The following is a 26633-nucleotide window of genomic DNA, read 5'->3' as shown; positions in this document are numbered from 1 at the left end:
GCGATGACCGGGCAGACGAGCGCCGGCGACCTGGATTTCGACCTTTGTCGGCTCGATGCCTATTTGAGGGATTGGCTGGGTGGAAGCGCCGCGACGCGCGTGACGCGAACCAGTGGGGGAATGTCGAACCCCACCTATTTCGTGACGCGCGGCGATTGGCGTGCGGTCCTGCGCAAGCAGCCGAACAATGTGCTGATGCCGTCGGCCCATGCCATTGATCGCGAATATCGCGTGTTGACGGCGCTTCAGGAGAATGCCGCGCCGACGCCGAAACCGTATCGTTACTGTGAGGATCGCGACGTCCTCGGGACGCCCTTCTATCTGATGGAATGGCTGGAGGGACGCGTGGTCCACGACTACGCGTTACCCGGTTTCACGCGCGACGAGCGGTTCGCATGCTATCGCTCAATGTGCGCCGCGCTGGCCGCGATCCACAAGCTCGACTTCCGGGCAGTCGGGCTCGCAGACTTCGGTAAGCCCGGAAACTATTTCGCGCGCCAGCTCAGCCGCTGGTCGAAGCTGTGGATCGAGTACCGCCGCGACGACGACGATAACCCGGCACTCGACAGGATGGTGCGCTGGCTCTCCGAGCGTGTGCCGGAAAGCGAAGGCCTGGCGCTGTGCCATGGCGATTTCCGCATGGGAAATCTGGTGTTTCATCCGACCGAGCCACATGTGGTCGGCGTCCTGGATTGGGAATTGTCAACCTTGGGCCATCCGCTTGTCGATCTCGCCTTCAACAGCCAGGCGTGGCGCATGGCGCCGGACGAGAACGGCGGACTGCTCGGCCTGCCGCTCGACGACATGGGCATCCCGAGCGAGCGGGATTACCTCGAACTTTATTACCAACTGTCTGGTGCGACCGAGCGCCTGACGGTCTTTCACCAGGTCTTTGCGATGTTCCGCGGTGCGGTCGGAAGTGCCGGCGTGGCGGCACGCGGCGATCTCGGCAACAACGTCCTGCCCGATGCCGCCAATGTGGGACGACGGCTCGCCCGCGCTTACGCGACGCGGGGGATGGCCCTGATCGAGAGCGAGTCATGAGCATGCTGGAACGACCGTCGATGAGCGTCGATGAAGCGATCCGCCGGCGGCGTTCCGTGCGCGGCTTCCTTCCGCGCGAGGTGCCCGAGGCGATCCTTCGCGAGGTCTTCGCGCTGGCGCAATGGTCGCCATCGAACTGCAACGTGCAGCCGTGGGTCCCTCACGTGGTGTCGGGAGACAGGCTCAAACGGCTTCGTGACGCGCTCGTTGCGGCGGGAATGCGCGACGAGCCGATCAAGCCGGATTGGCCGGCCGACGGCAAGTTCACGGGAGTCTATCGCGAACGGCAGGTCGGTGCCGCGCAGGCGCTTTATGGCGCTATGGGTGTCGCGCGAAGCGACGCGGTCGGGCGCAAGCTGGCCTATGTCCGCAACCAGGCCTTCTTCGATGCGCCCCACGCTGTCTTCATCTTCATGCCCGAGCCGTTCGATACGCGCGAGGCCACTGATATCGGCATGTACGCGCAAACCCTGATGCTCGCGTTCATCGCCCGCGGCATCGCCTCCTGCGCGCAGGGCGCGCTCGGATTGTTTCCTGACATCGTTCGCGAGCAGCTTGGAATTCCCGGCCATCAAAAACTGCTGTTCGGTATCTCGTTTGGCTATGAGGATATCGACGTCAAGGCCAATGCGGCGCGCGTCGACCGGGCCCCGATCGATGACGTCGTGCGCTTCCAGCGCTGAGAGTTCCCATCAGAGGAGATGTCGTCTTGACCGGACCGTTGCATGGCTTTCGCATCGTCGAGATGGGCGGGATCGGCCCGGCTCCCTTTGCCGGCGCGCTGCTTGGCGATCTCGGTGCGGACGTGCTGCGGATCGATCGCGTTCCTCGGCCGGGCGTCGAACCGGACCTGCCGGCGCGGTTCGACTTTTACAACCGCAATAAGCGTTCGGTCGCGTTGGATCTCAAGCAGCCGCAGGCCGTCGCAACGGTGCTGCAGCTCGTCGCGCAGGCCGATGCGCTGATCGAGGGCTTCAGGCCATCGGTGATGGAACGGCTTGGCCTTGGGCCCGACGCGTGCCATGCCGCCAACCCGCGTCTGGTCTATGCACGCATGACCGGCTGGGGGCAGCAAGGGCCGATGTCGCAGGAGGCTGGGCACGACATCAACTATCTTGCGCTGACCGGCGCACTGCATTGCCTCGGGGACGCGGATCGCCCGCCGCCGCCTCCGCTCAATCTCGTTGCGGACCTCGGGGGTGGCGCGCTCTATCTCACTGTCGGCCTGCTTGCAGCGGCCATGGAGGCGCGGCAATCGGGCAAAGGACAGACCATCGACGTCGCCATGATCGACGGCGTGACGCACCTGATGTCGGCGTTCCAGGCGTTCCGCCAGCATGGCAGCTGGACTGAGCGGCGCGCCGACAACATCGTCGACGGCGGCGCACCCTTCTACGGCAGCTACGCGACCAGGGACGGCAAGTTCATTGCCGTCGGCGCGATCGAGCCGCATTTTTATGCCAATCTGTTGAACGTGATGGGACTCAGGGCAGGGGAACCGCCCGACCAGAACGACCGCGCATTCTGGCCGCAGCTGCGCCAGCGCTTCGCAGAGATCTTCGCCGGGCGAACGCGTGACGAATGGGTCGCGGCTGCGATGGGGCACGACGCCTGTCTCGCGCCGATCTTAACCATCGACGAGGCGCCCGCGCATCCGCAGATGCAGGCGCGAAGCGCCTACGCCATGTTCGATGGGGTTCGGCACCCGAGCCCGGCGCCGCGGTTCTCGCGCACGCCGTCTGCGCTTCACACGCCGCCGCCGCCGCCGGGGCGCGATACCCGGCAGGCGCTCGCGGATTGGGGCGTTTCGCCGGAGCAGATCGCGGTGCTGGAGTCGGCCAGCGCCATCGCGGGATGACTCGGTGATACAAACTTCCGTCTAGTCCGCCGATACCGGATCACCCGAGAGTGTCCAGCTGAGGTGGTGGAGCGGTCTGATGGAATGCTCCAGGTGGGGACAAGTCCGAGATCCGGGGAAGTGGAGATAGTGTCGGCGGTTGGGCGTCACTTTCTGAGCTTTATCGAGGCTCATCGAGGCTTATATCCTGCGACCTATCTAGATGAACTCCTGATCGAAAACGTCGATCAGATAATGATCCGCTTCTTGACGATGATTAATGAGGATGATCGTGTCAAAGCCGCTGGCGACGATCCGACTGCCATAATCGAAGCCAAGCGGACGACGCTCGACGATTTCTTGTCGATCACTAGAACTTATCCGCTCACTCCACCTTTAACTGACGAAAACGTCGCCGCCATCCGTGCGAAGCATCTTGCAAAGTTGGAGCAAGAGGCTGAGGCAGATCTGAACTTGTTTTCGGAAGGGGCTCCTCTAGACAAGACTGCCCTTGTTGATCTCGGACTCAATGCGCTCTTCCGTAGGCCGGAGGTATTCTTATCGCAAACAGGCATTGTCATTGCGGGATTGCGCCGAAGCGTGACAATGGGAAGCTTGACTTCGAACGGCTTCTCAACAAGGCGCAGCGAACTAGCGACGACGTGACGTCAAAAGCGCTTCGAACGCGAAGCTAATGCGATTCCCGAAGCGTTGAGCAGGCAGGCACAGCAAGCGTAGCCCGGATGAGCGCAGCGATATCCCGGGCTCTTCCGTCAGGCCGTCGCAAGTTATTTCCGCACGTCGCTTCACTCATGCGGGCCACCTGAGCCGGTGAGTGGCTTTCCGGCATTAACCGCCAGCTGTGCCTCGAACGCCCTCTTGTACGCAGGCCGCGCTTCGCTGCGGGCGACGTAGGCGGCGAGGTTCGGAAATTCGTCCAGAATGCCCGATGGTCTCAGCCTGAGCAGCACCGACACCATCAGGAGATCGCCCGCGCTGAACGCGCCGTCGAGCCATTCGGCATCGCCAAGGCGCGCGGAGAGTTGCCTCAAGCGGTCGCGGATGCGATCCATCACCAGAGGCAGGCGCTCCTTGCTCCAGGGCTTGTCGCCCTCCAGCAGCTTGGCGGTTACGAGTTCGAGGATCGGTGGTTCAACCGTGTTCAGCGCTGCAAACATCCATGCGATCGCGCGCGCCCGGGCATTGGCATCATGAGGCAGCAGGCCCGCATGGCGCTCGGCAATGTGGAATACGATCGCGCCTGTCTCGAACAGCGCCAGATCGCCGTCCTCATAGGTCGGAATCTGGCCGAACGGATGCAGTGCCAGATGCGCGGGCTCCTTCATCGCGCGGAATGAAACAAGGCGGACCTCGTAAGGTTGGCCGGCTTCCTCAAGCGCCCAGCGAACGCGGGTATCGCGTGCCAGTCCCTTGCCGCCATCGGGCGATCGTTCAAAGGCGGTAATGGTGATGGTCATGGTTTCTCTCCGCGTCCCTGGCCTGGCGTCCCTAGGACGAACGATCGGCGCGCTGTCCGACAACCGATCCTGGATTCCTTCTGACCGGGGCATTTCGAGAGGCTGACCCGGCGCAAACACAGGATGTGCCGAATGCCGTCTCATGTTACGGCATGCGTATAACATTCCGGAGCCAGCCCTCATGTCCGTTGCGACCGCCGCTAGCCAGCAGCCCCAGACCGCCGCCGAGAGCGATCCGCAAACGCTGGGCTGGATGCAGGGCTTTCCGCCGCCGGCCGATCGCACCATCACGTTCCAGGACGGTTCGTTCCGCAGCTTTCCCGAGTTGCGGTGGGCCTGGAGCAATATGCGGCAACTGGTGCCGACCGTGAACGTCTGGCGCGGGCCTGGGCCCGCATCCGTGCTGCCGCGCGAAGATCACGACATCGGCGCGTCCGCGTCGGTCACCATGGACGGCCGTCCGATGACCTTTGCGCGCATGCTCGAGGAAACCTATGCCGACGGCATCGCGGTGCTGCACCGGGGCAAGCTGATCTACGAGCGCTATTTCGGCGCGCTGAAGCCGCACAAGCCGCACATCGCGATGTCGGCGACGAAATCGTTCACCGGCACGCTCGCCGGCATCCTGATCGCGGAGGGCAAGATCGATCCGTTAGCTCCGATCACCGACTATGTGCCGGAGCTGAAGGCGAGCCCGTTCGGCGACGCGCGCGTGCACGAGGCGATGGATATGACCACGGGTCTCGCCTACACCGAGGTCTACACCGACAGGAATTCCGACGTGTGGGGGCTGCGGCGCGCCAACGGCATGGCGCCGATCCCGGAGGGCTATCAAGGCGCGACCACGATTTTCGATTTCCTCTGCGCGCAGAAGAAGCAGGGCGAGCACGGCAAGGCCTTCGCCTACAAGACCGTCAATTCAGACGTGCTGGCCTGGATCTGCCGGCGCGCCAGCGGCATGACGCTGTCGGACCTTCTCTCCGAGCGAATCTGGACGCCGATGGGCGCGGAGGAGGATGCGCATTATCACGTCGACCGCATCGGCACCGAGAGCGGCGGTGGCGGGCTGTCGACGACGCTGCGCGATCTGGCCCGGTTCGGCGAAACGATCCGCAATCACGGCCGCTTCAACGGCCGCCAGATCGTGCCGGTTTCCGTGGTCGAGGACATCGCGCGCGGCGGCGATCCCGAGAAGTTCAAGCCGGCCGGCTACACCACGTTGCCCGGCGCCTCCTACCGGAACCAGTGGTGGGTGACGCACAATGCGCACGGCGCCTTCATGGCGCGCGGCGTGCATGGCCAGGGCATCTACATCGATCCGAAAGCCGAGATGGTGATCGCGCGCTACGCTTCGCATCCAGCCGCCGGCAATGCCGCCAACGACCCCGTGACGCTGCCGGCCTACATGGCGCTGGCGAAGGATTTGATGGCGGGCGGTTGAAGGGCGATAGATTTTGGTCCGATCAGCCTGTCGGCGCGATCCGCTTCGCCTCTCCCGCTTGCGGGGGAGGCCGACGCGCGTAGCGCGGCGGGTGGGGGCTCTCCCCACGATGGGATTCGCGGCAATACCCCCACCCCAACCCTCCCCCGCAAGCGGGAGAGGGAGCGCAGCGTCCTCGCGGCCGCCAGTTCAACCTAATCTCATCCTACAGCTTAGCTCCGCGACAGCTTCTCGAACCGCTTGATCAGCCGCTCGCGCTTGAGGCGGGACAGCCGCTTGATCCAGAACATGCCGTCGAGCTGATCGATCTCGTGCTGGTGGCAGACCGCGCGCAGGCCGTCGGACTCCTCGGTCTGCATGTTGCCGTCGAGGTCCTGATAGCGGATGCGGACGCGCGCATGGCGCTCCACCTCGTCGACGACGCCGGGCATCGAGACGCTGCCTTCGCGATGCAGGATCATCTCGGGCGAGGCCCGAATGATCTCGGGGTTCACGTAAGTCCGCGGTCCCTCGCTGGCGTCAAGCTCGAGCACCACGACCCGCAGCGACACGCCGATATGCGGCGCGGTGATCCCGATGCCGGGCGCGGCGCGCATGGTCTCGAGCAGGTCGTCCGCCAGTGCGCGCAGCGTGTCGTCGAACGTTGTCACCGGCTGCGCGGGCAGCGAAAGCCTGGGATCGGGATAGCGGACGATGGGGCGGATGGTCATGGGATCGCAGTAAAGCATGATGAGATTGGGTCGAACAGCATCCGCAAAGGAACCGCGCTCCCTCTCCCGCTTGCGGGGAGGGCTGGGGTGGGGGTCTCCCCGCGAGTCATATTGAGGAGACAGCCCCCACGGATCGCATCTGCGATGCGATCCGGCCTAAGAGCGAGCTTTGCTCGTCTCGACCCCGCAAGCGGGAGAGGCTGCAGCGCCCACGCGCGACTCAGAGACGCTTCTCGAAGAACAGATCGGGGTAGGGGTCGTCGTTGAAGCGCGGGATCTCGGTCCAGCCGCTCTTGCGGTAGAGCTGACCGGCTTCCGCCAGCGCGCTGTTGGTGTCGAGCCGCAACACCGCGATGCCGAGCTCGCGCGCGGCGCTCTCGGCTGCCTGCATCAGGCGCCGGCCGAGGCCCAGTCCGCGCGCGGCCGGCGCGACCCAGAGCCGCTTGATCTCCGCCAACTCGCCGCCGCTGCCTTTCAATCCGACGCAGCCGACCGGCAGGCCGTCCGACATCGCCACGATGAATGTGCCGCGCGGGCGCACCATGTCCTTCGCGTCGGGATCGCGCGACAGCTTGACGTCAAACCCCTGGCGGAAGCGTCGCGCGAGCTCGGCGTAATACGCGCCGAGACAGTAGCGTGCTTCGTCGCTGCGCGGGTCCGCCTCACGTAAAGTCATGCCGTCGCGCCCGAGCGCCGAAGCGATCATGTCCATCGCCGCCAGCAGTGCCTCGCGCTGAGTATGGCGGGCGAGGAAATCCCCGGCCTGCCGATTGGAGATCGCTTCATAGGCGTTGAACTCGCGCCGGCCGGCCGGCGTCAGCCGGGAGATGCGGCGGCGGGCGTCGCTGCCATGCGCCGTCGTCTCGATCAACCCTTCGTCTTCGAGGCTCCGCAACAGCCGGCTCATCAGGCCTGAATCGAGGCCGAGATAATCCCTGATGTCGCTGACCTCAGAGCATCCATGCCCGATCGCGTTCAGCACGCGCGCCGCCCCAAGCGGCCGGCCGCGCCCCAGAAACGACGTGTCGAGCGCGCCGACGGCTGATGTCACGGCACGGTTGAATCGACGGACGCGGGAAACAGGGTCGAGCATATATCTGACTTTAGTCAGATATTATCTCCTCGTCAATTAGCCGCCGGCGCGAGTCAAATCGGGCGGCGCCGCCTGCGACATATCAACCCGACGGGCAAAATTCTGCTTCCGTCGTCGGGCAACTCAGCACTACGACTCCGCCCGTCTCACCCGATGAGGGGCGGATCGCGATCGTCACGAACGCGGTGTGGGATGCGGTGGACGCTAAGTGCGCAACTGACGAGTGCGCATGAGGCGGACGGTGAAGTCGTGTGGTTCCGACGCCCCAGTGGCAGGTGTCTCCTCGCTAGGCACGCGAACGCGTGTTTGCGAAGACGGTGACAAAAAAGCCAAGTCTCGCCGGGGAGAGCACGAAGTAAGCCGTAAACCATCGCGCAGGGAAAGCCGGGATGTCTCCGGTTTCACCTGTGGTCCTACCCCCTGTGCTTTTTTCACTGCACAGGGCCCATGGGTGCGATCGGCACCCGGCTTTCCCTGCGCCCTCTGATTTCAGAGCGGCGAAGCGAGATGCAAGACTCGGGCAGATCGTGTCGCGAGATCGCGGTTCTGTGCCCTCACGCTGCGCAATGGCTCAATAGGAGATCTGATTGTCATCGCTACGAGAGCCGGATCGATGGCCAGCGACCTAAAGCGGAATTGGTTGAATCGATTCGCGGCTGCTTCGGTTCACCTCTCCCCGTCGGCCATCGACGCCTTGACGGCCTGCGGATCGACGAATCCGCCGAAGCCCACCGCGATCCGGTTCCAGCCGTTGATGATGTTGATCAGTAGTGTCACCTTGACCTGCTCCTCCGGCGTGAAATGCGCCTTCAAGGCATCGTAGGCAGCGACATGCGTGTGTGCTTCGCAAATTCGCGTCAACGCCTCGGTCCAGCCGAGCGCGGCGCGCTCACGGTCGGTGAAGCAGGGCGCCTCCTGCCAGGCCGACAGCAAATAGATGCGCTGCTCGGTTTCCCCCTTCTCGCGGGCAAATGTCGTGTGCAGGTTGATGCAGTTGGCGCAGCCGTTGATCTGGGAGGCGCGGATCTTCACGAGCTCGGCGAGCTTCGGATCGAGGCTCGAAGCGATCGCGACCGCTGCCTCGAACCAGATCTTCATCATCTTGGGCGCGGCGGCGAGAGGGTCAAGTCTGGCAGTCATGATGGGGTCCTCGATGGTGGATACATCCTGACGAGCGAGGAACGGCGAAAGTGACATGCCGGACAAATATTTCTTGCTGACGGCGAGCGGCTGGAGTGGCGGCACGGTCGATGCCACAGAAAGTTTCTGCTCGCGGAAACCTGCAATTGATGGCAGCAATAGCGCCGCGAAAGGAATCCCGACACACTTGTCACTCCCATCGTCCGCCGCCGCCGCGCCAGACTGAGCGCACGAACCAAGACGAGGGACGGGGAACAGCGTTTCGCCCCCGGCGTTCGTCCTTTCAGGAGGTTGAACATCATGAGCAAATCACCCGAAAACGCCCGCGCCGCCATGCAGACACCGCCGGTGGTATCGCCGGAGGCCTGGGAGGCCGCGCGGCTGCAGATGCTGGCCAAGGAGAAGGCGCAAGTGCGGGCGCGCGATGCGCTTGCCGCCGAGCGCCGGCGGATGCCGTGGATGGCCGTTGAGAAGGCGTATGTGTTCGAGGGACCGAACGGCAAGATGAGCCTGCTCGACCTGTTCGAGGGCCGCCGGCAGCTCATCGTCTATCGCGCCTTCTTCGAGCCCGGCGTGTTCGGCTGGCCGGATCATGCCTGCCGCGGCTGCTCGCTCGGCGCCGACCAGGTCGGCCATCTCGCGCATCTGAACCAGCGCGACACCACGCTGGTCTATGCCTCGCGTGCGCCACAGGCCGACATCGCGCGGCTGAAGGCGCGGATGGGCTGGGAGATGCCCTGGTACACGATCACGGACAGTTTTGACGCGGATTTCGGCGTCGGCGAATGGCACGGCCACAACGTGTTCTTCCGCGACGGCGACCGGATCTTCCGCACCTACTTCGTCAACAGCCGCGGCGACGAGGCGATGGGAACGGTGTGGAGCTATCTCGACATCACCCCGCTCGGCCGGCAGGAGCTCTGGGAGGACTCGCCGGCAGGATATCCGCAGGGCCCGACGTACAAATGGTGGAACTGGCACGACAATTACGAGGCCGAGACCGCGCCGAACGCGAAGTGGGCTGCGGTCACCGACGCCGGCGAAGCCGCGTTCCGCAAGATCGCCGAGGAGGAGCGCAAGGCCATATAGAGCATGATCCGGAAAAGTGTGAAGCGGTTTTCCGAAAAGATCATGCTCAAACAAGAGGCTAAAGCGCGATGACGATTCAACCCAATCTCATCGCGCTTTAGAAGCCAGATAGGGAGGACGTAGCGTCCTCCCTAGCGGTCGTTGTGCTTTGCCGGGATCGCCTTCAGCGCGGACAAGGTCTGTCGCAGTCCGCGATCCAGGCGCTTGTCGCGGCGGATCACGACGGCGAGCCGGCGGTAGAGCTTCGGCGACAGCGAGCGAACGGCCAGGTCGCGGTGCTTGCCCTTGGCCGAGACCGCCATGCCCGGCAGGATGGCGCAGCCGAGGCCGGCGCGCACCATCTCCTTGATGGCCTCGACGCTGCCGAGCGACATCAACGGTTTCAGCGAGACGCCGCCGCGCGCCAGCCATTCGTCGGCGGTGCGTCGCGTGTTGCCGCCGGGCTCGAACAGAACGACTGGCCGCGTCGCCAGCACCGCCGGCGTGATCCGCGCCGGCAACGGCATGTCGGGAGGTGCGATCAAAACGAACTCGTCGTTCAGCACCGGCGTGATTTCGAAGCTTCGCCCCGACACCGGCAGCGTGACGAGCCCGATGTCGATCGTGTTGTCCTCGACCGCCTTGGCGATCTCCGGGGTATTGCCCGTCGTGACCGTGATCTCAAGGCCCGGAAGCGTTGCCCGCAGCTCTTTCAGGATCGGCGGAAGCAGGAAGATGCACGCGGTCGCGCCGGTCCCGAGCCGCACGCGCCCGGCCGTGCCGACCGTCTGCTGCGCGACGGCGTCGACGGCCGATGTGACGGCTGCATTAATTTGCTCGGCATGCGTCAGCAACGCCGCTCCGGCCGCCGTCGGACGCGCCCTTCGCCCGACGCGCTCGATCAAGATCGCGCCGAGGCTCCGTTCGAGCTGACGCACCTGCAGGCTCACCGCGGGCTGCGTGAGCTGCAGCCGTTCGGCGGCGGCGGAGAAGCTGCCGCTCTCGATCACGACCCGGAAGCTCTCGAGATAGCTGAGGTTGAGGTCCTTCATCAAAGCATCTCTTATGCTTTGCATAAGCTGTCAAAGCTTCCCTTATATAGCGCCAAGGCGCATGCTCGGGCAACACGACAGCGTCCGGGTTCACCATGCGCCGACGTGCCGTCGCAGCGCAGGCGCGACGGCGCCGGACGAGAGGGGAAGGATGAGAGGAGACAGGGACACCGTGATCCGCGACGCGACAGAGGTCGACATGGCGGAGGTGCAGCGCATCTACGCGCACCACGTGCTGACGGGACTTGCGACCTTCGAGGAAGTGCCGCCGACGCTGGATGAGATGCTCAGGCGCCGCGACGCCGTGCTGGCTGCCGGGTTGCCGTATCTCGTGGCCGATGTCGACGGATGCGTAGCCGGCTACTCCTACGCGACGTCGTACCGACCCCGTCCGGCCTACCGCCACACCATCGAGGACTCGGTGTATGTGTCGGAAACCCTGCGCGGCCGCCGCGTCGGCGCGGCGCTGCTCCAGGCGCTGATCGAACGGACAGAGGCGGGGCCGTGGCGGCAAATGGTCGCCGTGATCGGCAACAGCGGCAACGCCGGTTCGATCGCGCTGCACCGTCGTATGGGATTCGAGATGATCGGGACGCTGAGATCGGTCGGCTTCAAGCTCGGGCAATGGGTCGACACCGTGCTGATGCAGCGGTCGCTTGGTCGCGGCGATGGTGCACCTCCATCAGGAATCACGGAGACGCCGCGGTGATCGCGCGCCGAGTCGTGGTCGCCCTCGGACTTGGCCAACTGATCTCCTGGGGCGCCACCTACTATCTGATCGGCGGTTTTGGCGAGCAGATCGGCGCCGACCTCGGCTGGAGCCGCGACATCGTTTACGGCGGCTTTGCCGTCGCGTTGCTGGTGATGGGGCTGACGTCGCCGCTGGCGGGAAGGCTGGTGGATCGCCGCGGCGGCCGCGACGTCATGGTCGCCGGCGCGGTGGTGAATGCCGCCGGATGCGCCGGTCTTGCCGTCTCGCATGCGGTCGCAACGTACTTCGCGGCGTGGATCGTCCTCGGCCTCGGGATGAGGCTGACGCTCTACGACGCTGCCTTCGCGGCATTGGCGCGGATCGGCGGACCGGAGGCGCGCCGGGCGATGTCCGGGATCACGCTGCTGGGTGGATTGGCGGCCACCGTGTTCTGGCCGCTCGGACACATCCTCTCGGAGCATTTCGGCTGGCGGATCGCGCTGCTCGTCTATGCAGGCTTCGCGCTTGTGACGATCCCGCTCTCTCTCGTGACCCCGAACCGGCGCTATGCCGGTCGGCCCGACTCCGGCGCGGCGGCGCCCAGGCAGCCGCTCGCGTCCAATCCCCGGCAGGTGTTGGTTGGAGGCGGGCTCTATGCCGTGATCACGACGGGCGCGAATTTCCTGAACGCGGGCATGTCGGCGCACATGATCGCCGTTCTCGCCGGCCTCGGGCTCAGCGCGACGGTCGCCGTCTGGATCGCGACATTGCGGGGAATCGGCCAGTCGGCGGCCCGTCTTTGCGAAGTCCTGTTCGGCGGACGGATCGATCCGCTCGTGCTCAACCTGTTGGCCTGCCTAGTCATGCCGCTCTCCTTCATCGCCGGGCTGTTCAGCGGGACCTCGAAGGAGATGGGGATCGTCTTCGCGCTGCTGTACGGCGCCTGCAACGGCATCCTGACCATCACCAGGGGGACCTTGCCGCTCATCCTGTTCGACCATCGCAGCTACGGGACGATCGTCGGCCGCCTGATCGTGCCAAGCTTCGTCCTGCCCGCGGCGGCGCCGTTAATCTACGCGATCGTCATTGACCACGTGGGCAATGCGGGCGCGCTGTATCTCTCGTTCGGCCTTGCCATGATGACGTTGCTCGCGGCGGTGCTGCTGAAGGTACTGTTTCCGAGACCGTCTTGACGTCGCGCCCAACGACATCTCTTCAAGAAAAACATGGGAGGCAGAAGAACATGACTCCGCCGATCAAGGGCTGTCTCGCGGCGCTGGTTCTCAAGCGGCCTGCTCGCGGGGCAGCCAGAGCGATAGCCAGCCGCCGAGCGCCAGCAGGGCCACGTTGCAGCCGAGCGCGATCGTGAAGGCGTGCGCGTAATCGTCGGCGTCGGGATGCGGCCCAAGCAGGCTGTAGAAGACGCCGCCGATGATCGCAACGCCGAGCGCGGCGCCGATCTGGAAGGTCGAGATCATCATCCCCGACGCCAGCCCGGCGTGACGCGGATCGATGCTGCCGATGACGGCCTTGATGACCGACGGCATCACGGTGCCGAAGCCGAGACCGCCGCACACCAGGCCGATCGCAAGGCTCTGCGACAGCACGCCGCCGACCGAGAGCATCACGACACCGAAGCCGACGACCTGGAGGGCGAAGCCCAGCGTCAGCGTACGCACGCCGAGCCACTGCATGACATAAGATGACACCAGCGAGGCCATAAAGAAGCCGACGGCGAAGGGCAGGGTGGCGAGCCCGGCGGTCAAAGGCGACTCGTGCAGGCCGTTTTGCAGATAGACCGCAAACGTCAGGTAGAACGACGACAGCATGTAGAAGGCGAGCGCCATCACGAGCCCGATCACGAAGTCGCTGTTGCGCAGGAGATGCAGGGCGACCAGCGGATCGCCGCCACGGGCCGACAGGTTCGCCTCGAAGCGGACGAAGACCGCGAGCATCAGCGGTGAGGCCAGCAGCATGGCGATGATCCATACCGGCCATCCCGTCTCGCGACCCTGGATCAGCGGATAGACCAGGAGACCGAGCGTGAGCGACAGCAGGATCACGCCGCCGATGTCGATCCGCTGGGCGTGCTCTGCACGCGAATCAGTCAGGAACAGCAGCCCGCCGATGAAGGCGGCAAGCCCGATCGGTACGTTGATCAGGAAGATCGCCTGCCAGGCAAGTCCGAACGGATGGGCCGACACCAGCACGCCGCCGAGCACCTGGCCGCAGATGTTGGCGAGGCCGAAGGTCGCCCCGTAGTAGCCGAGGGCGTGGCCTTGCTCGGCGGCCGGAAACAGCACGCGGATCGAGGCGAGCACTTGCGGCGCCATTGCGGTCGCGGTGAGGCCCTGGAGAATCCGCCCGGCGACAAGCACGGCAGGCGACCACGCGATGCCACACAGCACCGAGGCGATCGTGAAGCCGGCAACGCCGCCCAAGAACATGCGCCGCCGTCCACACAGGTCGCCGAGCCGGCCGCCCGTGATCAGGAACACTGCGTAAGTTGCGGCATAGGCGGAGATGACGAACTGCACCTCGCTTGCGGTTGCGCCTAGATCCTGGCGAATGGCCGGCAAAGCGAGGTTGACGACGTTGAAGTCGAGGATCGGCAGGAAGGCGCCGGTGAGCAGGACGGGCAAAGCGAGCCACCGCCGCGGATCTCCCATCGCGTGTCCGGTATGGTTGAAGCGCAGCGTATCGGCAGTTTCGGTCGTCACCTTCCAACTCCTCTGTATCGCCGGATGCCTTGGCGCGGCGCGCTCGGTCGATCGAACCATGCAGAGGAAGATGGCCTGTCCATCTGCGATATGATATTGTCCAGCACCGCCAATCGAGTTTGCAAAAATGCACAATGCGATCGACTGGAATGATCTTCGCCTCGTCCTGGCGGTCGCGCGCGAGGGCAGCCTCTCGGGAGCCGCACGCAGGCTGAGCGTCACGCATTCGACGGTGTTTCGCCGCCTTGGCGCGATCGAGGCCACGATCGGAACGCGCCTGTTCGAACGCTTCCGCGACGGGTATGCGCCGACCCCAGCCGGCGAGACGGCGGCTGCGTCTGCGGCCCGTCTCGAGGACGAGGTGCTCGCACTCGAACGCAAACTCTCCGGGCAGGATCTCAGGCCGTCAGGCCCGGTCAGGATCACGACGACGGATACGCTCGGCGCGATCCTGATGCGGCATTTGCCTGCGATGCGCGCCGCCCATCCGGAGATCGAACCCGAGATCACGATCTCGAACACGATGGCGAACCTGACGCGGCGAGAGGCCGAGATCGCGATCCGCCCGACGCCGGCGCCGTCCGAATTGCTGGTCGGGCGGCGCGTCGCCGAGATCGCGCACGCCATCTATGGATCGCGCGCCTATCTCGGCCGGCGCAGCGACAAGGATTTGTCCGCGCACGACTGGATCGGGCTCGACGATGTACTGGCGGGGACGGTGATTGCAGGCTGGATGCGCGAGAACCTGCACGCGGCGCGCGTTGTTTGTCGCGTCGATGCACTTCCTGCGCTGCGCGACGCGGCGGTTGCCGGATTGGGGCTTGCCCTGCTTCCTTGCTACGTCGGCGACCGCGCGCCCGGACTGCGCCGGGTCATGCCGAAGACGCTTGCCGAGCCCCGGTCGGCGCTGTGGCTGCTGACGCATGACGATCTCAAGCGCACCGCGCGCATCCGCGCCACGCTCGACTTTCTCGCCAAGGCCCTAGCGGCAGAGCGCGCATTGTTCGAGGGGAAGCGCGCGGATGCCGCGCGACGATAGACGACCGGCGCGTCATCGTAGATGGATCAGGCGCGCGATGCGCCGTTCAGGGTCTTCTGAGCGTGATGACCGGCGCGCCCGCGTCCGGCCGCGTTGCCGGCGATCCCGGGGGCACGATGCTCGCGAAAGGCACTCGTGAGGGTCTTCAGCGCGGCGCGCGACCGCGGATCCGAGAGCGTCGACAGCAGCATGATCTCTGACGGGGGCAGGGCGGGAAGGCCGAACCGCTCGCTAACCTCGATCGTGCCGGGCGGGGCGACCCGGCAAGAGAAGACCGAGATGGCGAGGCCCGCCGAGACGGCTTCGGCGACGGCGAATGCCCCGCACCCCAGGAATGTTTCGGTCCACGGCAGTCCCGCCGCGTCGAGCGCGCGGGTTGCAGTGTTGAGAATACCGCAGGACGGCGAGGACGCCGCCAGGCGGATCGGCTCTCCGGCGCGATGGACGAAGTCCGGCGTGGCAAACCAGCCGAAATGATCGGGGCCGAGCACCTCGCCGTCGCGGCGATCATCCTCGCGGAAGATGATCACCGCGTCGATGATGCCGCGATCGAACGCGTCGAGCAGGTCGCGGGCATCGTCGAGCCGCACTTCGATGGTGAGCGCCGGATCATGCGCATTCAGCCGCGCCAGCAATGTCGGAAGCTCGGGTGCGCCGACATGGGTGGCGATCCCCAGCGAGAAGCGGCGGCGAGCCGAAGACAGTTCGGCGACGGCGCGGTCGTGCGCGGCAAGGAAGGCGCGTGCGGAGTCGAGGAACACCGCGCCCTGGGCCGACAGGCGCACCAGCCGCGGCGTCCGTTCGACCAGTCTGTGGCCGAGCCGCGCTTCCAGCCGCTTCAGCTTGACGCTGATCGCGCCTTGCGTGGTGCCGAGCGCGTCGGCCGCGCGGGTGAAGCTCTGCAGATCGGCAATCGCAACGAATGCCTTGACTGCATCGACATCGAGTGTGGTCACGTCAATCATCCGAATTTGTTGTCTCTGAAATATCTAGTCATCCAGTTCCAAGATGTTCAAGCGCCGCCTAGCTTCGCGACAGGTCAAGCGCGGCGCACGGCCATTCCGTCGCCGCTTCAATTGATTGTGTGCCGACCGCGCGCGCCACTGCTGCCAGTACCCTGGCAGCAGTGTGGGCTATGGCGTTGGCGTCGCAATGTCGAAAGGCTGAACCATGTCCAATGAACTGAGCCGCCGAGGCGTCGTCGTCCTGTCCGCCGTATGTCTGTCCTGCCTGATGTTCGGCCTGGAGATTTCCAGCATTCCCTCGATCCTGCCGACGCTGGAGCAAGTGTTGCACGCCGACTTCAAGCAGCTGCAGTGGATCATGAACGCCTACACGATCGCCGTCACGACCGTGCTGATGGCGGTCGGAACGCTGGCGGACCGCTTTGGGCGCAAGCGTATGTTCGTCATCGCGATCGCCGGATTCGGCCTCACGTCATTGATGTGCGGGGTGGCAGACAACGTCGTGACGCTGATCGTCGCCCGCTTCCTGCAGGGCGCGAGCGGCGGCGCACTGCTGATCTGCCAGATCGCGGTCCTGTCGCATGAATTCCAGGGCGGACGGGAGCGCGCCATCGCCTGGGGCTGGTGGGGCGTGATCTTCGGCATCGGGCTTGGATTCGGACCGATCATCGGCGGTGCGGTCGCCGCGGTCCTGAGCTGGGAATGGGTGTTCCTCGTCCACGTGCTGTTCGCGGCAGTGGCGCTCGTGCTCACCATCGGCGGCGTGCACGAATCGAAGGACCCGAAGGCGAGCACGCTCGACCTTGCAGGCATCGTGACGCTCTCGCTCGCCGTGTTCTGCCTGGCCTTCTACATCACGCAGGGACCGGATCTCGGCTTCGCCAGCCCGGCCGCGCTTGCGATCCTCGGCGTCTTCGCGGCGAGCCTCATCGCCTTCCTCGTTGCCGAGAAGGTCAGCCGGCGGCCGATGTTCGACTTCTCGGTGTTCCGGATTCCCGCGTTCTCCGGCTCGATCGTCGGCTCGGCCGCGATGAACCTCAGCTATTGGCCTTTCATGATCTATCTGCCGATCTGGTTTCACGCCGGTCTCGGCTATGACAGCGTGTCGGCCGGTCTTGCGCTACTCGCCTACACGCTGCCGACGTTGGTGATGCCGCCGTTCGCGGAGCGGCTGTCGCTGCGTTACCAGCCTGGTCTGATCATTCCCGCGGGGTTGTTTACGATCGGCATGGGCTTCATGCTGATGAAGTTCGGCAGCGCCGCCGCACATCCGGATTGGTCGACGATGCTGCCAGGCTGCCTGATCGCCGGAATCGGCCTCGGCATCACCAATACGCCGGTCACCAACACGACGACGGGCTCGGTCTCGAGCGACCGCGCCGGCATGGCCTCCGGCATCGACATGAGCGCCCGGATGGTCTCGCTTGCGGTCAACATCGCACTGATGGGCTTCATCCTTGCGAGCGGCGCGCTGGCGCATCTCAAGTCCGTGCTGCTTGGGTTCGACGGAGCCCAATTGCGCGCGCTCGCCGAGACAATCGCCGCGGGCAACACTGTATCCATGCCCGAGCTGACGACTCCGGTCGTGCATGAGGCGCTGGAGAGCGGATTTGGCTGGGTGATGCTCTATGGCGGGATCGGCGTGTGGATCATGGCCGGCATCAGCTTCGTGATCTTCAACGCGCGGCCGGTTCGGCAGCCAAGGGTTCAGTGCCCGGAATGATCCGATCATGCAGGGAACGCCGCACCCGCTCGATGCCTGTGTGCAGATGCGGTCGCGATGCCGCCACGGCGCGCCGCGGCCGATCACTTCTGCAATGTGAGGAGCGGCTTGCCTTCTTCAACCGATGTAGGTCGCAAGCTCGCTCGCGGTCGCGCTGCCGACATTCTTCGCCGCATGGATCGTCGTGGCGGGAATGAACAGCACCGCGGTGATGCGTATTCAGCTTAAGCCCGAAACGGATTGGCGATCCGAAGGCTGCCGTCGAGCACGAGGCCGTGCTGCATGTCCTCAGACCATAACCTGTCGCAACCGGCGTGAAGTGCGGACCCCGCGATCATGGCGTCGAAGGTCGACAGGCTGTAGCGTTCAGCCAAGTCGAGGCCGGTGTCGTGGCTTTCCAGCGTAAGGGGATGAACGGTCAGCAGATTGCGCAAGATCGTCAGAAATGCGCGCGTCTCCGTCCATGACATCCGCATCTTGCGGCGCGCGACGTTGGTGACTTCGTTGAGCACCTGCACGCTAATCGCGCCGCCGCGGGCAATCACGGCTTCTGCACGATCGGCCTTCAAGGGATCGCCGGACGCGAGGTAGACGAGCACGTTGGTGTCGAAGAAGTCACCGGGCATTTGCCTCGTCCCGGTCGAATTTGAAATCCGCCGGCAGGCGTCCGCGAAAGGCGCGCAGTCGTGCCAGTAACTCCTCGCGCCCCGGTTTGCGCGCGACGCCGAAGTTCCGCTCGTCGGCGACGTGGATTTCGATCTCGTCGCCTTCCTTGAGTTTGAGCGCTTCGACCACAGACGCGGGAAGCCGGATCGCGAGGCTGTTGCCCCATTTGGCGACTTGCATTTTTGGTGCTCCGTGTAAGGATATACACATTTCGTAATGTATATCCGAGAGCGAACGGTTGCAAGTGAGCTTCGTGCCCACATTTGACGCGCGCCCCATCGGCCCGTCGCAGAATCGACTGGTTTCCTCCGTCGGCTGTCGGTTCCGGCACATCCCGATCGTCTTCCACCAGAACGAGGTGCACTGGGAGATCAGGAATGAGCAATTCGACCTATCGCTGGGTGATCGTCGCCGCCGGCGGCCTGTTGGGCTGTGTCGCGATCGGCGGCATGTTTTCGCTGCCGGTGTTCCTGCAGCCGATGGCGCGGGAGACCGGCTGGTCGGTGACCGGCATTTCCAGCGCGATGACGATCGGCTTCCTCGCGATGGCCTTCACCAGCATGATGTGGGGCACGCTGTCGGACCGCTTCGGTCCGCTTCCGGTGGTGCTGACCGGCTCGGTCGTGCTGGCCGCGAGCCTGGCGCTCGCGAGCCGGGCGCCGTCGCTGCTGGCGTTTCAGGTCCTGTTCGGGGTGCTGGTTGGCGTCGCGACCGCTGCGATCTTCGCGCCGATGATGGCCTGCGTCACCGGCTGGTTCGACACCCATCGCAGCCTGGCCGTCTCGCTGGTGTCGGCGGGCATGGGCATGGCGCCGATGACCATGTCGCCGTTCGCCGCATGGCTCGTCTCGCATCATGACTGGCGCACCTCGATGCTGATCGTGGCCAGCGTGGTCGGCGCGATCATGATCCCGGTCTCGCTCCTGGTGCGAAGGCCGCCCGCGCTGCAGAACCCGCAGGCGGCCGTGGCGGCCGACAATGGCGAGCCGGCGATGTCGATGGCGCAGGCGCTGCGCTCGCCGCAATTCATCATCCTGATCGCGACCAATTTCTTCTGCTGCGCCACCCATTCGGGCCCGATCATCCACACGGTCAGCTATGCAATCACCTGCGGCATTCCGATGATCGCCGCGGTCACGATCTACAGCGTGGAAGGACTGGCCGGCATGGGCGGCCGCATCGTGTTCGGCCTGCTCGGCGACCGCTTTGGCGCCAAGCGCGTCCTCGTGCTCGGCCTGCTCGCGCAGGCGTTCGGCGCGCTCGGCTACGTCTTCGTGCGCGAGCTCGCCGCGTTCTACGCGGTGGCGGCGGTGTTCGGCTTCATCTATGCGGGCACCATGCCGCTCTATTCCGTGCTTGTGCGCGAGAACTTCCCGCTGCGGATGATGGGCACCGTAATCGGCGGCACCGCGATGGCCGGTAGCCTCGGCATGGCGACCGGGCCGCTGGCCGGCGGCCTGATCTACGACACCTTCGCGAGCTACACGTGGCTCTATGTCGGGTCCTGGGCGGTCGGCCTCGGTGCGTTCCTGATCATGATGACCTTCAGGCCGTTCCCGGCGGTGAGGAGCGCGGCTCCGGTGCTGGCCTGAGACGTGAGTTGAGGCGTGGCGTGATCCGCTCAGGGTGGATCACGCCAGGCGCATCACGCACGGCGTCGCTTCGGCCGTGCAATCGCGCGCACCGTGTTCTTGGTGTGTCCGCCGCCGCAGAAGAAGCGGTCGCCGCCATCGGACTCCAGTCCGGAGACGTTCGTGCCCTTCGGCATCTCGAGCCGCTCCAGAACCTCACCGGTTTGCGGATCGATGTGCCGCACCTCGCTCGCGTCGTCTTCCCAGGTGCCGTGCCAGAGCTCGCCGTCGACCCAGGTGACGCCGGTGACGAAGCGGTTGCATTCGATGCTGCGAAGGATCACGCCGGTGTCCGGATCGATCTGGAGGATCTTGCGGTCGCGATATTGTCCGACCCAGAGCGTGCCTTCAGCCCAGGCGAGGCCGGAGTCGCGACCGCCGCCGGGCGATGGGATCGTCGACACCACGCGGCCGCTCTTCGGATCGATCTTCAGGATGCGGTCCTCTGCGATCTGATAGAGGTGCTTGCCGTCGAAGGCGGTGCCGGCATGAGCCGCGACCTCGATGGTGCGGGTGGTCTTTCCGCTGTCGGGATCGAAGGCGATCATCTGGTCGCCCGCGGCGAACCAGACCTGCTCGCCGTCGAAGCTGACGCCGCCCACGCTCTCGACGCCTTCGAAGGCGTATTCCCTGATGATCTGGGCCGGCGATGTCTTCATGCTTCGCTCCTGTCGTTTGATTGCGGCCTGATGCTAGCCATTCGGCAGCGGGGCAGGGAGTAACAAGGTCGTCGTGAATCCCGGCACCGGCGGCGTCATCCAGCGCCGTGCGCGGGCGCGGCCGACGGACCGCACCTTGCCTGCGGCGGCCAGCGCGTCGAGCGCGCGCTGCACGGTGCGCTGGCTGGCGCCGAGCGCAAGCGACAGCGCCGAGCTCGACCACGCCTCGCCGTCGGCGAGGAAGGCGAGCACGGCGGCGTGCTCCTCCTCGACCGGGCGCGCCAGCACGGCAACCTCGCGCCGGCCGTGTGGCTCCAGCACAAAGCCGTCGGGCGTCGCGCGCAGGTCGGCGAGCGGCCGCAGCGCGTGGCGCAGCCGCCCGATCTCGACCCGCAGTCGCGCACGGTGCGATTCATCGGCGTGCTTGCCGCGAAACGCCCGCGCGATCAGCGTGCCGCGCGACACGTCCCGCGGCCAGGCCTCGCCCAGCGCGCGGGCGAGCGCGAACAACACCGGCCGGCGCGTCAGCGAGACCGTTGTGCTGTTGTCGCGCACGACGTAGCGGCACGCATCGACGACAAGCGCCTTCGACACCATCAGGGCCTCGACCTCCTCGAGCCGCAGCGGCCGTTCGCTGCCCCGTGCGATCACACGCGCCGCGGGCGTGGCGAGCAGACGCGCGGTGCTCTCGACCTCGGCCGCAAGTTCCGCGATGCCGGCGCGGCGCGCGGCCTCCTTTGCCCGTGCCAGCGCGTCGCGTGCCGGTTTCGTCCGCAGCCGCCGCATAGCGATGCCGGCCACGACGAGCTCATGGCCGACCCGCAGCGCCGGCGGGAACGGCGCGGGGTCGAGGTCGGCCAGCATGCGCTCGGCCGCATCGAGGCTCCCGATCAGCAGCAGGCGGCGGATTTCGAGATAGCCGGCATGTGCGGCGTTGAGCGCATCACCATGCGCCGCAAGGGTCGTGCGCGCCGCGGCGAGGGCTCGCTTCGGAAAAGAAAGGTCGCGCGACACCAACGCGATCTCGGCCTCGGCCACGACGCAGCGCGCACGCGCAACGGCCTCTCGCGGGCCGAACGCGCGTCCCGCGCGCCGCAACAGCTCCTTGGCCCGGGCGAAATCGCCGAGGCGGGCCATCGCAATGCCACGCAACGCCAGCGCCGGCGCGTCGTCGCGCAGCGCCACCCGTTTCAGTGCGCCGAGGGGGTCACCCGCCGCGAGCGCGCGCGCCGCAGCCGTTATCAGCGAGTCCATCCGAATCCCGACACACTTGTCACTCTCTCCATCCGAGTCCCGAGCCTAATCTAGCACATGACGGCGGAACGCCATGGCCAAGGAGATCTATACGATGACCAGTCACCAAATAGGAACGCGCGAGCAATGGCTTGCGGCCCGGCTGGACCTGCTGCAGGCCGAGAAGGAGTTGACGCGGCGCAGTGACGCCGTAGCCCGGCAGCGGCAGGGCCTGCCGTGGGTCCGGATCGACAAGGACTACCGGTTCGATACGGACGACGGCAGCGCTTCGCTGGCAGACCTGTTCCGGGGCCGCTCGCAGCTCCTCATCTACCATTTCATGTTCGGCCCCGATTACGCCGCCGGCTGTCCGTCCTGCTCGATGATCGCCGACGGTTTCAACGGATTTGCGGTCCATCTCGCTCATCACGACGTGATGCTGTCAGCGGTCTCGCGGGCGCCGCTCGCAAAGCTGCAGGCCTACAAGCGGCGGATGGGCTGGACGTTTCCATGGGTGTCGTCGTCTCCGAGCGACTTCAACGCCGACTTCAATGTCTGGTTCACCGAGGATCAGCAGAACATTGGCATCGACTACAACTACCGGCGCGAACCGCCATTCGTGCGGCGCGACGAGCCGCAGGGCGGCGAGGCCCCGCGGTCCGTGTCCCACTCCGCGATGTGCGGGACCGACCGCGCAACCTTCCTTCGCGAGCGGCCGGGCATGAGTGCCTTCGTCCGCGAGGACGGCGCGATCTATCACACCTATTCGACCTACGCCCGCGGCCTCGACGGCATCTGGGGCATGTATCCCTGGCTCGATCGCGCGCCCAAAGGACGCAACGAGACCGGCCCTGCCTGGTGGCGTCGCCACGACGAGTACGACGCGGCCTGATCCATTCGGGGAGACGGGTGATGAGCGATCAGACCACATCAATCGTCGGCGCGCGGCCGCGCGGATACGGCCAGACAGCAGCGCGCTGGCTGTCGCTGGCGGCCGCGCCGACCTTCGCGATCATGGCGCTGATCGCGGTGGCCGCGCCGGCCGACATTCTGTGTGTCGCCACGCAAGGGCCGATTTCGCTTCAGGGCATGGTCCCGATGTATGCGCTGATGAGCGCGTTCCATCTGGCGCCATGGATGCGGCTGCTGCGATGACCGGTTCAATCTTCCGGCAGGGCGAACACCGCGCAGGGCCGCACGATGCCGCGCAGCTCATGCGTGCCGAGCGCGACCAGCGGCATCTCGGTCTCGGCGGCCAGCGCGCCCGACACCAGCACGGTTTTCTGCAGCGGCTTGCACAGCCCTTCGAGCCGGCTGACCAGATTGACCGCGGAGCCGATCGCGGTGAAGTCGAGACGATCGGCGGCGCCGATATTGCCCCAGAGCATGTCGCCGAGATGCAGCGCCGCGCCGAACGGCAGCGGCGGCAGACCCTGTTTGCGGCGCTCGGCATCGAGATGCGCCATGCCGAGGCGTGCGGCCGAGACCGCGCGCAGCGCGGCCTCGCAGGCGCTGCGCGGGCTGGTCGTGACCGGAAAGATCGCGAGCAGGCCGTCGCCGATGAATTTCAGCACTTCGCCGCCGAAGGCGTGGATCGCGCCGGCGATGCGATCGAACCAGGCGTCGAGCGCGGCGATCACCTCGGCGGGAGGATGGCTCTCGGAGAGTGCGGTGAAGCCGCGCAGGTCGGCAAACAACAGCGCGGCCTTGATGGTCTCGCCGGTATTGCGCCGCAACGGCGATGCCAACACGCGCGCCGCGCTGCGCCGGCCGAGATAGGCTTCCAGCGCCGCGGCCAGCGTGGCTCGCGTGGCGAGCGCGGCCAGCGGCGCCGCGGTGAAGCGCGCTGCATCGCGCAATTGATCCGCCTCGTCGGGCGTGAAGGGGCGGGTCCCGATCCAGCCGAGCGTCGGCCCATCCGGGCGCGGGCCGATGGTGTCTTCATGCACCGGGCCCGGCGCGAGCCCGCTGAGCCAGCGGCGGCCGGCATCGCCGGATGCGGCCGTGTCGAACATGCCAAAGGGCTGCTGCGGCGCGAAGCCGAGCGCCTCGATGACCTCACCGTTGTCGGCGCGCCACAGCCAGGTGCGCCTCGCGATCAGGGGATGCGGAACCTCGAGCGTGAGGGCGCCGCCGGCGAGCGGCAGGCCGTCCGCAAGCAGATGCGCACCGAGTTCCGCCAGCAGCCAGCTGGCGCCCGCGGTCTCGGCTGCGGCGTCGACCAGCCAGCTCAACGTCGAAGACAACTGCATCGCGGCATCATGGGGGTGACGCCTCACTCTTGTCACGCGTTATCCGTTAAGTTCATCGGTTAAGTTCGCGGCCATGGGAGGATCGATCGATGAGTGAACCCTTCGTCGTCAGGCGTGAAATCGAGATCGCAGCCCCGCCAGCTTCGGTGTTCGCCTTCCTGACCGATCCGCAGAAGATCGTGAGCTGGATGGGCCTCGAGGCAAAGACCGAGCTGCATCCGGGTGGCCTGTTCTTCCTCAAGGGCGTCGGCGACGATCATGAACGCGCCGCGCGCGGCGCGTTCCGCGAGGTCGTGCCGGTGCACCGGCTCGCCTACAGCTTCGGCTGGGAAGGAGGCGAGGAGGTGCCGCCGGGATCGAGCCTGATCGAGATCGATCTGATCGACAAGGACAGCGGCACCCTGTTGCGCATGACCCACAGCGGCCTGCCCAATGCGGCGCAGTGCGCCAGCCATGACAAGGGATGGGCGCACTATCTCGGCCGGCTCGCGCTGGTGGCCGCGGGCCAGGATCCTGGTCCGGATCACGGTCCACACCGCCGCGCCTGACACCGCGCATGCAAGGACGCGCGCGCCTCCGCTGGAATCCGCACGGCGCGCCGCCACTGTCGCCACGCCAGGCGGCAATGACGCGGAGCGTTACGCGAGCCCGAGCGCCTTGCGCGACTTTCGCGTCAGCCTCGCCGCAATCGGCGCGTGCGCCTGGTCGAGATAGGCTTTGAGCTCGGCGTCGGGCAGCGCGTTGTTGCCGACAAGCTGCACCCATTTGGCGCGCGCCAGATAGGGCGCCGGCCGCGCCAGGCCCTGCTCGATCAGGAGTTGGTAGGCCATGTTCGAGGTCTTGAACATGAAGCCGCCGCCGAGCCGTTCGACGAAGCCGCCACCCAGCGCAAACATCTTGCCGCCGACCTTGAACACCGACGTGCCTTCCCATTGCACCACCTTGGTGGTGGCGGGCAGGCTCAGGCAGTGCTTTTCGAAAGCCTTCGGGCTCATGGCATCGGCTAGCGGCGGAGAGACGTGCGCGCATGCTTAGTCTGGGTGCGTAAAGGTCGACAAGCCTTAAGTGGTGACCATTTGGGCGAATGCCGCTCAAGGGCAGCACGGTCTGTGCTTGAAGGTGGCGTGACGCGGCGCCTGTGGCGCCACCGGTCGGCAGCCTTTTGGTTGGCGATGATGGCTTCATCGCAAGGGTGCGGGCATTTCACCGCATCATTTTCGGCGGTCGCGGTGACCTGAACGGGGCCAGCGGCCGATCAGAAATGATGGATACCGAGCGCCGAGAAGGCCGCGTCGTGTGTCTCATGGCCGTCGGTCGTCGGCTGGCCGAGGAAGCCGAGGTGGAGCGGAAGCGGATGGAGCGGGGCCATTGGGATCGCGCCGGCGGTGTCAAGCAACGGAATGCTGGAGGGTGTGCTCGCAGGCGAATGCGCTGAGCTGTCCTGGGTCGAGCCGAGGATATCAGTCAGGACAGGTTCGACGACGGTCGTGACCGGCGAGTCATGAACAACGCTCGACACCATGCCGGTCAGGCCGTCGGTGAGATGGTTGATCGAATCAGACAGTGACGATGTCACCTGGCCGATCGTGGCGCTGACATCCGAGATCACGTGCGACACCGTCGCAAGGGAGCTGTCGACCAGGTTCTTGATGGTGTCGACGGGCTGCATGAGGGAAGCCGCAAGATCTGTGGTCGGCGGCGCGCTGACAATGACATGGCTTCCGGCGGCGTCGTGCGGCGATGCATGATCGGCCGATGTGCCGGGAGTCTCCGCTGGAATAGACGAGGTCGGGGCATGCGCGGCGGAGGCGGTGCCAGCCGATGCCGTCGTCGCCGTCGCATGGTCTGGCTCGGGCGAAGGGCCGGCATCAGCGTGATCCATCGCTGTGGGCTGCGCCGGCGGCGTATCGGCGCTGCCTGCGTGTTGCTCGTGGAGATGAGGATCGGGCGGCGCAGGCTCCTTCGCGGACGGATCGGCGGGCTGCGCGGGGTGCAAGGCGGGCTCCGGCGCGGGCCGCTCCGGGTCGTGGTGGATGACGCGCGGCGCGGCTTCGGCCTCGTTCAGGACGGCGAGCAACGTCGTGAAGAAGGCCGCGGTCTCACCGGACGCAATCTGGCGCGCGGTTTCGGCGGCATGTGCGCGTCGCGTGTTGTCCTTGTCTGACATAGCCATGGCAGCTCCTCAGCGTTC

Annotated in this window: 28 protein-coding genes and 1 pseudogene; 14 read left to right on the top strand and 15 right to left on the bottom strand. The window is 65.9% G+C overall.

What is annotated here, in order from left to right; genetic code table 11:
- Positions 1–3 precede the first annotated feature (3 nt).
- The 4 genes from MTX19_RS22290 (at position 4) to MTX19_RS22275 (ending at position 3547) form a co-directional block, all read left to right on the top strand.
- Positions 4–1044 (top strand): phosphotransferase family protein, encoded by a 1041-nt coding sequence (locus MTX19_RS22290; RefSeq protein WP_280979316.1) that lies wholly within the window; start codon positions 4–6, stop codon positions 1042–1044.
- Positions 1041–1727, top strand: coding sequence for a nitroreductase (locus MTX19_RS22285; RefSeq protein ID WP_280985469.1), 687 nt, complete (start codon positions 1041–1043; stop codon positions 1725–1727). Before MTX19_RS22290 ends, MTX19_RS22285 begins: the two co-directional genes overlap by 4 nt.
- Positions 1728–1753: 26 nt before the next feature.
- Positions 1754–2902, top strand: coding sequence for a CaiB/BaiF CoA-transferase family protein (locus tag MTX19_RS22280; RefSeq protein ID WP_280979314.1), 1149 nt, complete (start codon positions 1754–1756; stop codon positions 2900–2902).
- A gap of 129 nt (positions 2903–3031) precedes the next feature.
- Complete coding sequence (locus MTX19_RS22275; protein WP_280979313.1) at positions 3032–3547, top strand: hypothetical protein; 516 nt, start codon at positions 3032–3034, stop codon at positions 3545–3547.
- A 140-nt stretch (positions 3548–3687) separates the two neighbouring features.
- Here the strand turns inward: MTX19_RS22275 and MTX19_RS22270 are convergent, their stop codons facing one another.
- Entirely contained in the window at positions 3688–4359 is a 672-nt protein-coding gene (locus MTX19_RS22270) for a glutathione S-transferase family protein (protein ID WP_280979312.1), read from the bottom strand.
- A gap of 181 nt (positions 4360–4540) precedes the next feature.
- Between MTX19_RS22270 and MTX19_RS22265 the strand changes: the two genes are divergently transcribed.
- Positions 4541–5800, top strand: coding sequence for a serine hydrolase (locus MTX19_RS22265; protein WP_280979311.1), 1260 nt, complete (start codon positions 4541–4543; stop codon positions 5798–5800).
- A gap of 212 nt (positions 5801–6012) precedes the next feature.
- Here MTX19_RS22265 and MTX19_RS22260 read toward each other — a convergent pair whose 3' ends face one another.
- From MTX19_RS22260 to MTX19_RS22250, 3 genes are all read right to left on the bottom strand, one after another.
- Positions 6013–6510, bottom strand: a complete 498-nt coding sequence (locus MTX19_RS22260) for a peptide deformylase (protein ID WP_280979310.1) — start codon at positions 6508–6510, stop codon at positions 6013–6015.
- Positions 6511–6730: 220 nt separating this feature from the next.
- On the bottom strand, positions 6731–7603 hold the full coding sequence (locus MTX19_RS22255) for a bifunctional helix-turn-helix transcriptional regulator/GNAT family N-acetyltransferase (protein WP_280979309.1): 873 nt from the start codon (positions 7601–7603) through the stop codon (positions 6731–6733).
- A gap of 666 nt (positions 7604–8269) precedes the next feature.
- Complete coding sequence (locus MTX19_RS22250; RefSeq protein WP_280979308.1) at positions 8270–8743, bottom strand: carboxymuconolactone decarboxylase family protein; 474 nt, start codon at positions 8741–8743, stop codon at positions 8270–8272.
- Positions 8744–9043: 300 nt separating this feature from the next.
- On the opposite strand from MTX19_RS22250, the gene MTX19_RS22245 reads away from it, so the two are divergent.
- Positions 9044–9832 carry a DUF899 domain-containing protein gene (locus MTX19_RS22245; protein ID WP_280979307.1) on the top strand — a complete coding sequence of 263 codons (789 nt, stop codon included), beginning with the start codon at positions 9044–9046 and terminating at the stop codon, positions 9830–9832.
- Positions 9833–9963: 131 nt separating this feature from the next.
- Here the strand turns inward: MTX19_RS22245 and MTX19_RS22240 are convergent, their stop codons facing one another.
- Positions 9964–10863, bottom strand: coding sequence for a LysR family transcriptional regulator (locus MTX19_RS22240; protein ID WP_280979306.1), 900 nt, complete (start codon positions 10861–10863; stop codon positions 9964–9966).
- A 151-nt stretch (positions 10864–11014) separates the two neighbouring features.
- Between MTX19_RS22240 and MTX19_RS22235 the strand changes: the two genes are divergently transcribed.
- Positions 11015–11572: a GNAT family N-acetyltransferase gene (locus MTX19_RS22235; RefSeq protein ID WP_280979305.1), complete on the top strand. Its 558-nt coding sequence runs from the start codon at positions 11015–11017 to the stop codon at positions 11570–11572.
- Positions 11569–12747 carry an MFS transporter gene (locus MTX19_RS22230; protein ID WP_280979304.1) on the top strand — a complete coding sequence of 393 codons (1179 nt, stop codon included), beginning with the start codon at positions 11569–11571 and terminating at the stop codon, positions 12745–12747. The genes MTX19_RS22235 and MTX19_RS22230 overlap by 4 nt, the downstream gene beginning before the upstream one ends.
- A 90-nt stretch (positions 12748–12837) precedes the next feature.
- On the opposite strand, the gene MTX19_RS22225 is transcribed toward MTX19_RS22230, so the two are convergent.
- Complete coding sequence (locus tag MTX19_RS22225) at positions 12838–14274, bottom strand: MFS transporter (protein ID WP_280979303.1); 1437 nt, start codon at positions 14272–14274, stop codon at positions 12838–12840.
- Between the two features lie 127 nt (positions 14275–14401).
- On the opposite strand from MTX19_RS22225, the gene MTX19_RS22220 reads away from it, so the two are divergent.
- Entirely contained in the window at positions 14402–15313 is a 912-nt protein-coding gene (locus tag MTX19_RS22220; RefSeq protein ID WP_280979302.1) for a LysR family transcriptional regulator, read from the top strand.
- A gap of 26 nt (positions 15314–15339) precedes the next feature.
- Here the strand turns inward: MTX19_RS22220 and MTX19_RS22215 are convergent, their stop codons facing one another.
- Entirely contained in the window at positions 15340–16278 is a 939-nt protein-coding gene (locus MTX19_RS22215; RefSeq protein WP_280979301.1) for a LysR family transcriptional regulator, read from the bottom strand.
- 205 nt (positions 16279–16483) lie between these two features.
- Here MTX19_RS22215 and MTX19_RS22210 point away from each other — a divergent pair, with 205 nt between their 5' ends.
- Positions 16484–18001, top strand: a complete 1518-nt coding sequence (locus MTX19_RS22210; protein WP_280979300.1) for an MFS transporter — start codon at positions 16484–16486, stop codon at positions 17999–18001.
- Positions 18002–18084: 83 nt separating this feature from the next.
- Here the strand turns inward: MTX19_RS22210 and MTX19_RS22205 are convergent.
- From MTX19_RS22205 to MTX19_RS22195, 3 genes and pseudogenes are all read right to left on the bottom strand, one after another.
- Positions 18085–18202: pseudogene (locus MTX19_RS22205) on the bottom strand (cupin domain-containing protein); the annotation flags it as partial.
- 23 nt (positions 18203–18225) lie between these two features.
- Positions 18226–18627 carry a PIN domain-containing protein gene (locus MTX19_RS22200; RefSeq protein ID WP_280979299.1) on the bottom strand — a complete coding sequence of 134 codons (402 nt, stop codon included), beginning with the start codon at positions 18625–18627 and terminating at the stop codon, positions 18226–18228.
- Positions 18617–18847, bottom strand: coding sequence for an AbrB/MazE/SpoVT family DNA-binding domain-containing protein (locus MTX19_RS22195; RefSeq protein ID WP_280979298.1), 231 nt, complete (start codon positions 18845–18847; stop codon positions 18617–18619). Before MTX19_RS22195 ends, MTX19_RS22200 begins: the two co-directional genes overlap by 11 nt.
- 197 nt (positions 18848–19044) lie before the next feature.
- On the opposite strand from MTX19_RS22195, the gene MTX19_RS22190 reads away from it, so the two are divergent.
- Positions 19045–20259, top strand: a complete 1215-nt coding sequence (locus MTX19_RS22190; RefSeq protein ID WP_280979297.1) for an MFS transporter — start codon at positions 19045–19047, stop codon at positions 20257–20259.
- Positions 20260–20312: 53 nt separating this feature from the next.
- Here the strand turns inward: MTX19_RS22190 and MTX19_RS22185 are convergent, their stop codons facing one another.
- Entirely contained in the window at positions 20313–20957 is a 645-nt protein-coding gene (locus MTX19_RS22185) for a glutamine cyclotransferase (RefSeq protein WP_280979296.1), read from the bottom strand.
- A 33-nt stretch (positions 20958–20990) separates the two neighbouring features.
- Positions 20991–22211: a helix-turn-helix domain-containing protein gene (locus MTX19_RS22180; protein ID WP_280979295.1), complete on the bottom strand. Its 1221-nt coding sequence runs from the start codon at positions 22209–22211 to the stop codon at positions 20991–20993.
- Between the two features lie 94 nt (positions 22212–22305).
- On the opposite strand from MTX19_RS22180, the gene MTX19_RS22175 reads away from it, so the two are divergent.
- The gene (locus tag MTX19_RS22175) at positions 22306–23082 is read left to right on the top strand and encodes a DUF899 domain-containing protein (RefSeq protein WP_280979294.1); all 777 of its coding nucleotides are present in this window, start codon (positions 22306–22308) and stop codon (positions 23080–23082) included.
- Between the two features lie 20 nt (positions 23083–23102).
- The gene (locus MTX19_RS22170; protein WP_280979293.1) at positions 23103–23345 is read left to right on the top strand and encodes a hypothetical protein; all 243 of its coding nucleotides are present in this window, start codon (positions 23103–23105) and stop codon (positions 23343–23345) included.
- A gap of 5 nt (positions 23346–23350) precedes the next feature.
- Here MTX19_RS22170 and MTX19_RS22165 read toward each other — a convergent pair whose 3' ends face one another.
- On the bottom strand, positions 23351–24442 hold the full coding sequence (locus MTX19_RS22165) for an adenylate/guanylate cyclase domain-containing protein (protein ID WP_280979292.1): 1092 nt from the start codon (positions 24440–24442) through the stop codon (positions 23351–23353).
- A gap of 89 nt (positions 24443–24531) precedes the next feature.
- Here MTX19_RS22165 and MTX19_RS22160 point away from each other — a divergent pair, with 89 nt between their 5' ends.
- Positions 24532–24990: an SRPBCC family protein gene (locus tag MTX19_RS22160; protein ID WP_280979291.1), complete on the top strand. Its 459-nt coding sequence runs from the start codon at positions 24532–24534 to the stop codon at positions 24988–24990.
- Between the two features lie 90 nt (positions 24991–25080).
- Here MTX19_RS22160 and MTX19_RS22155 read toward each other — a convergent pair whose 3' ends face one another.
- Both MTX19_RS22155 and MTX19_RS22150 read right to left on the bottom strand, forming a co-directional pair.
- Complete coding sequence (locus tag MTX19_RS22155) at positions 25081–25437, bottom strand: MmcQ/YjbR family DNA-binding protein (protein WP_280979290.1); 357 nt, start codon at positions 25435–25437, stop codon at positions 25081–25083.
- A gap of 260 nt (positions 25438–25697) precedes the next feature.
- Entirely contained in the window at positions 25698–26615 is a 918-nt protein-coding gene (locus MTX19_RS22150) for a hypothetical protein (protein ID WP_280979289.1), read from the bottom strand.
- Positions 26616–26633 lie beyond the last annotated feature (18 nt).

Origin of the sequence: Bradyrhizobium sp. ISRA464, assembly GCF_029910095.1 — a bacterium.
GTDB lineage: Bacteria > Pseudomonadota > Alphaproteobacteria > Rhizobiales > Xanthobacteraceae > Bradyrhizobium.
The sequence above is the reverse complement of the archived record's forward strand: the minus strand, read 5'-3'. Positions and strand labels throughout refer to the sequence as shown.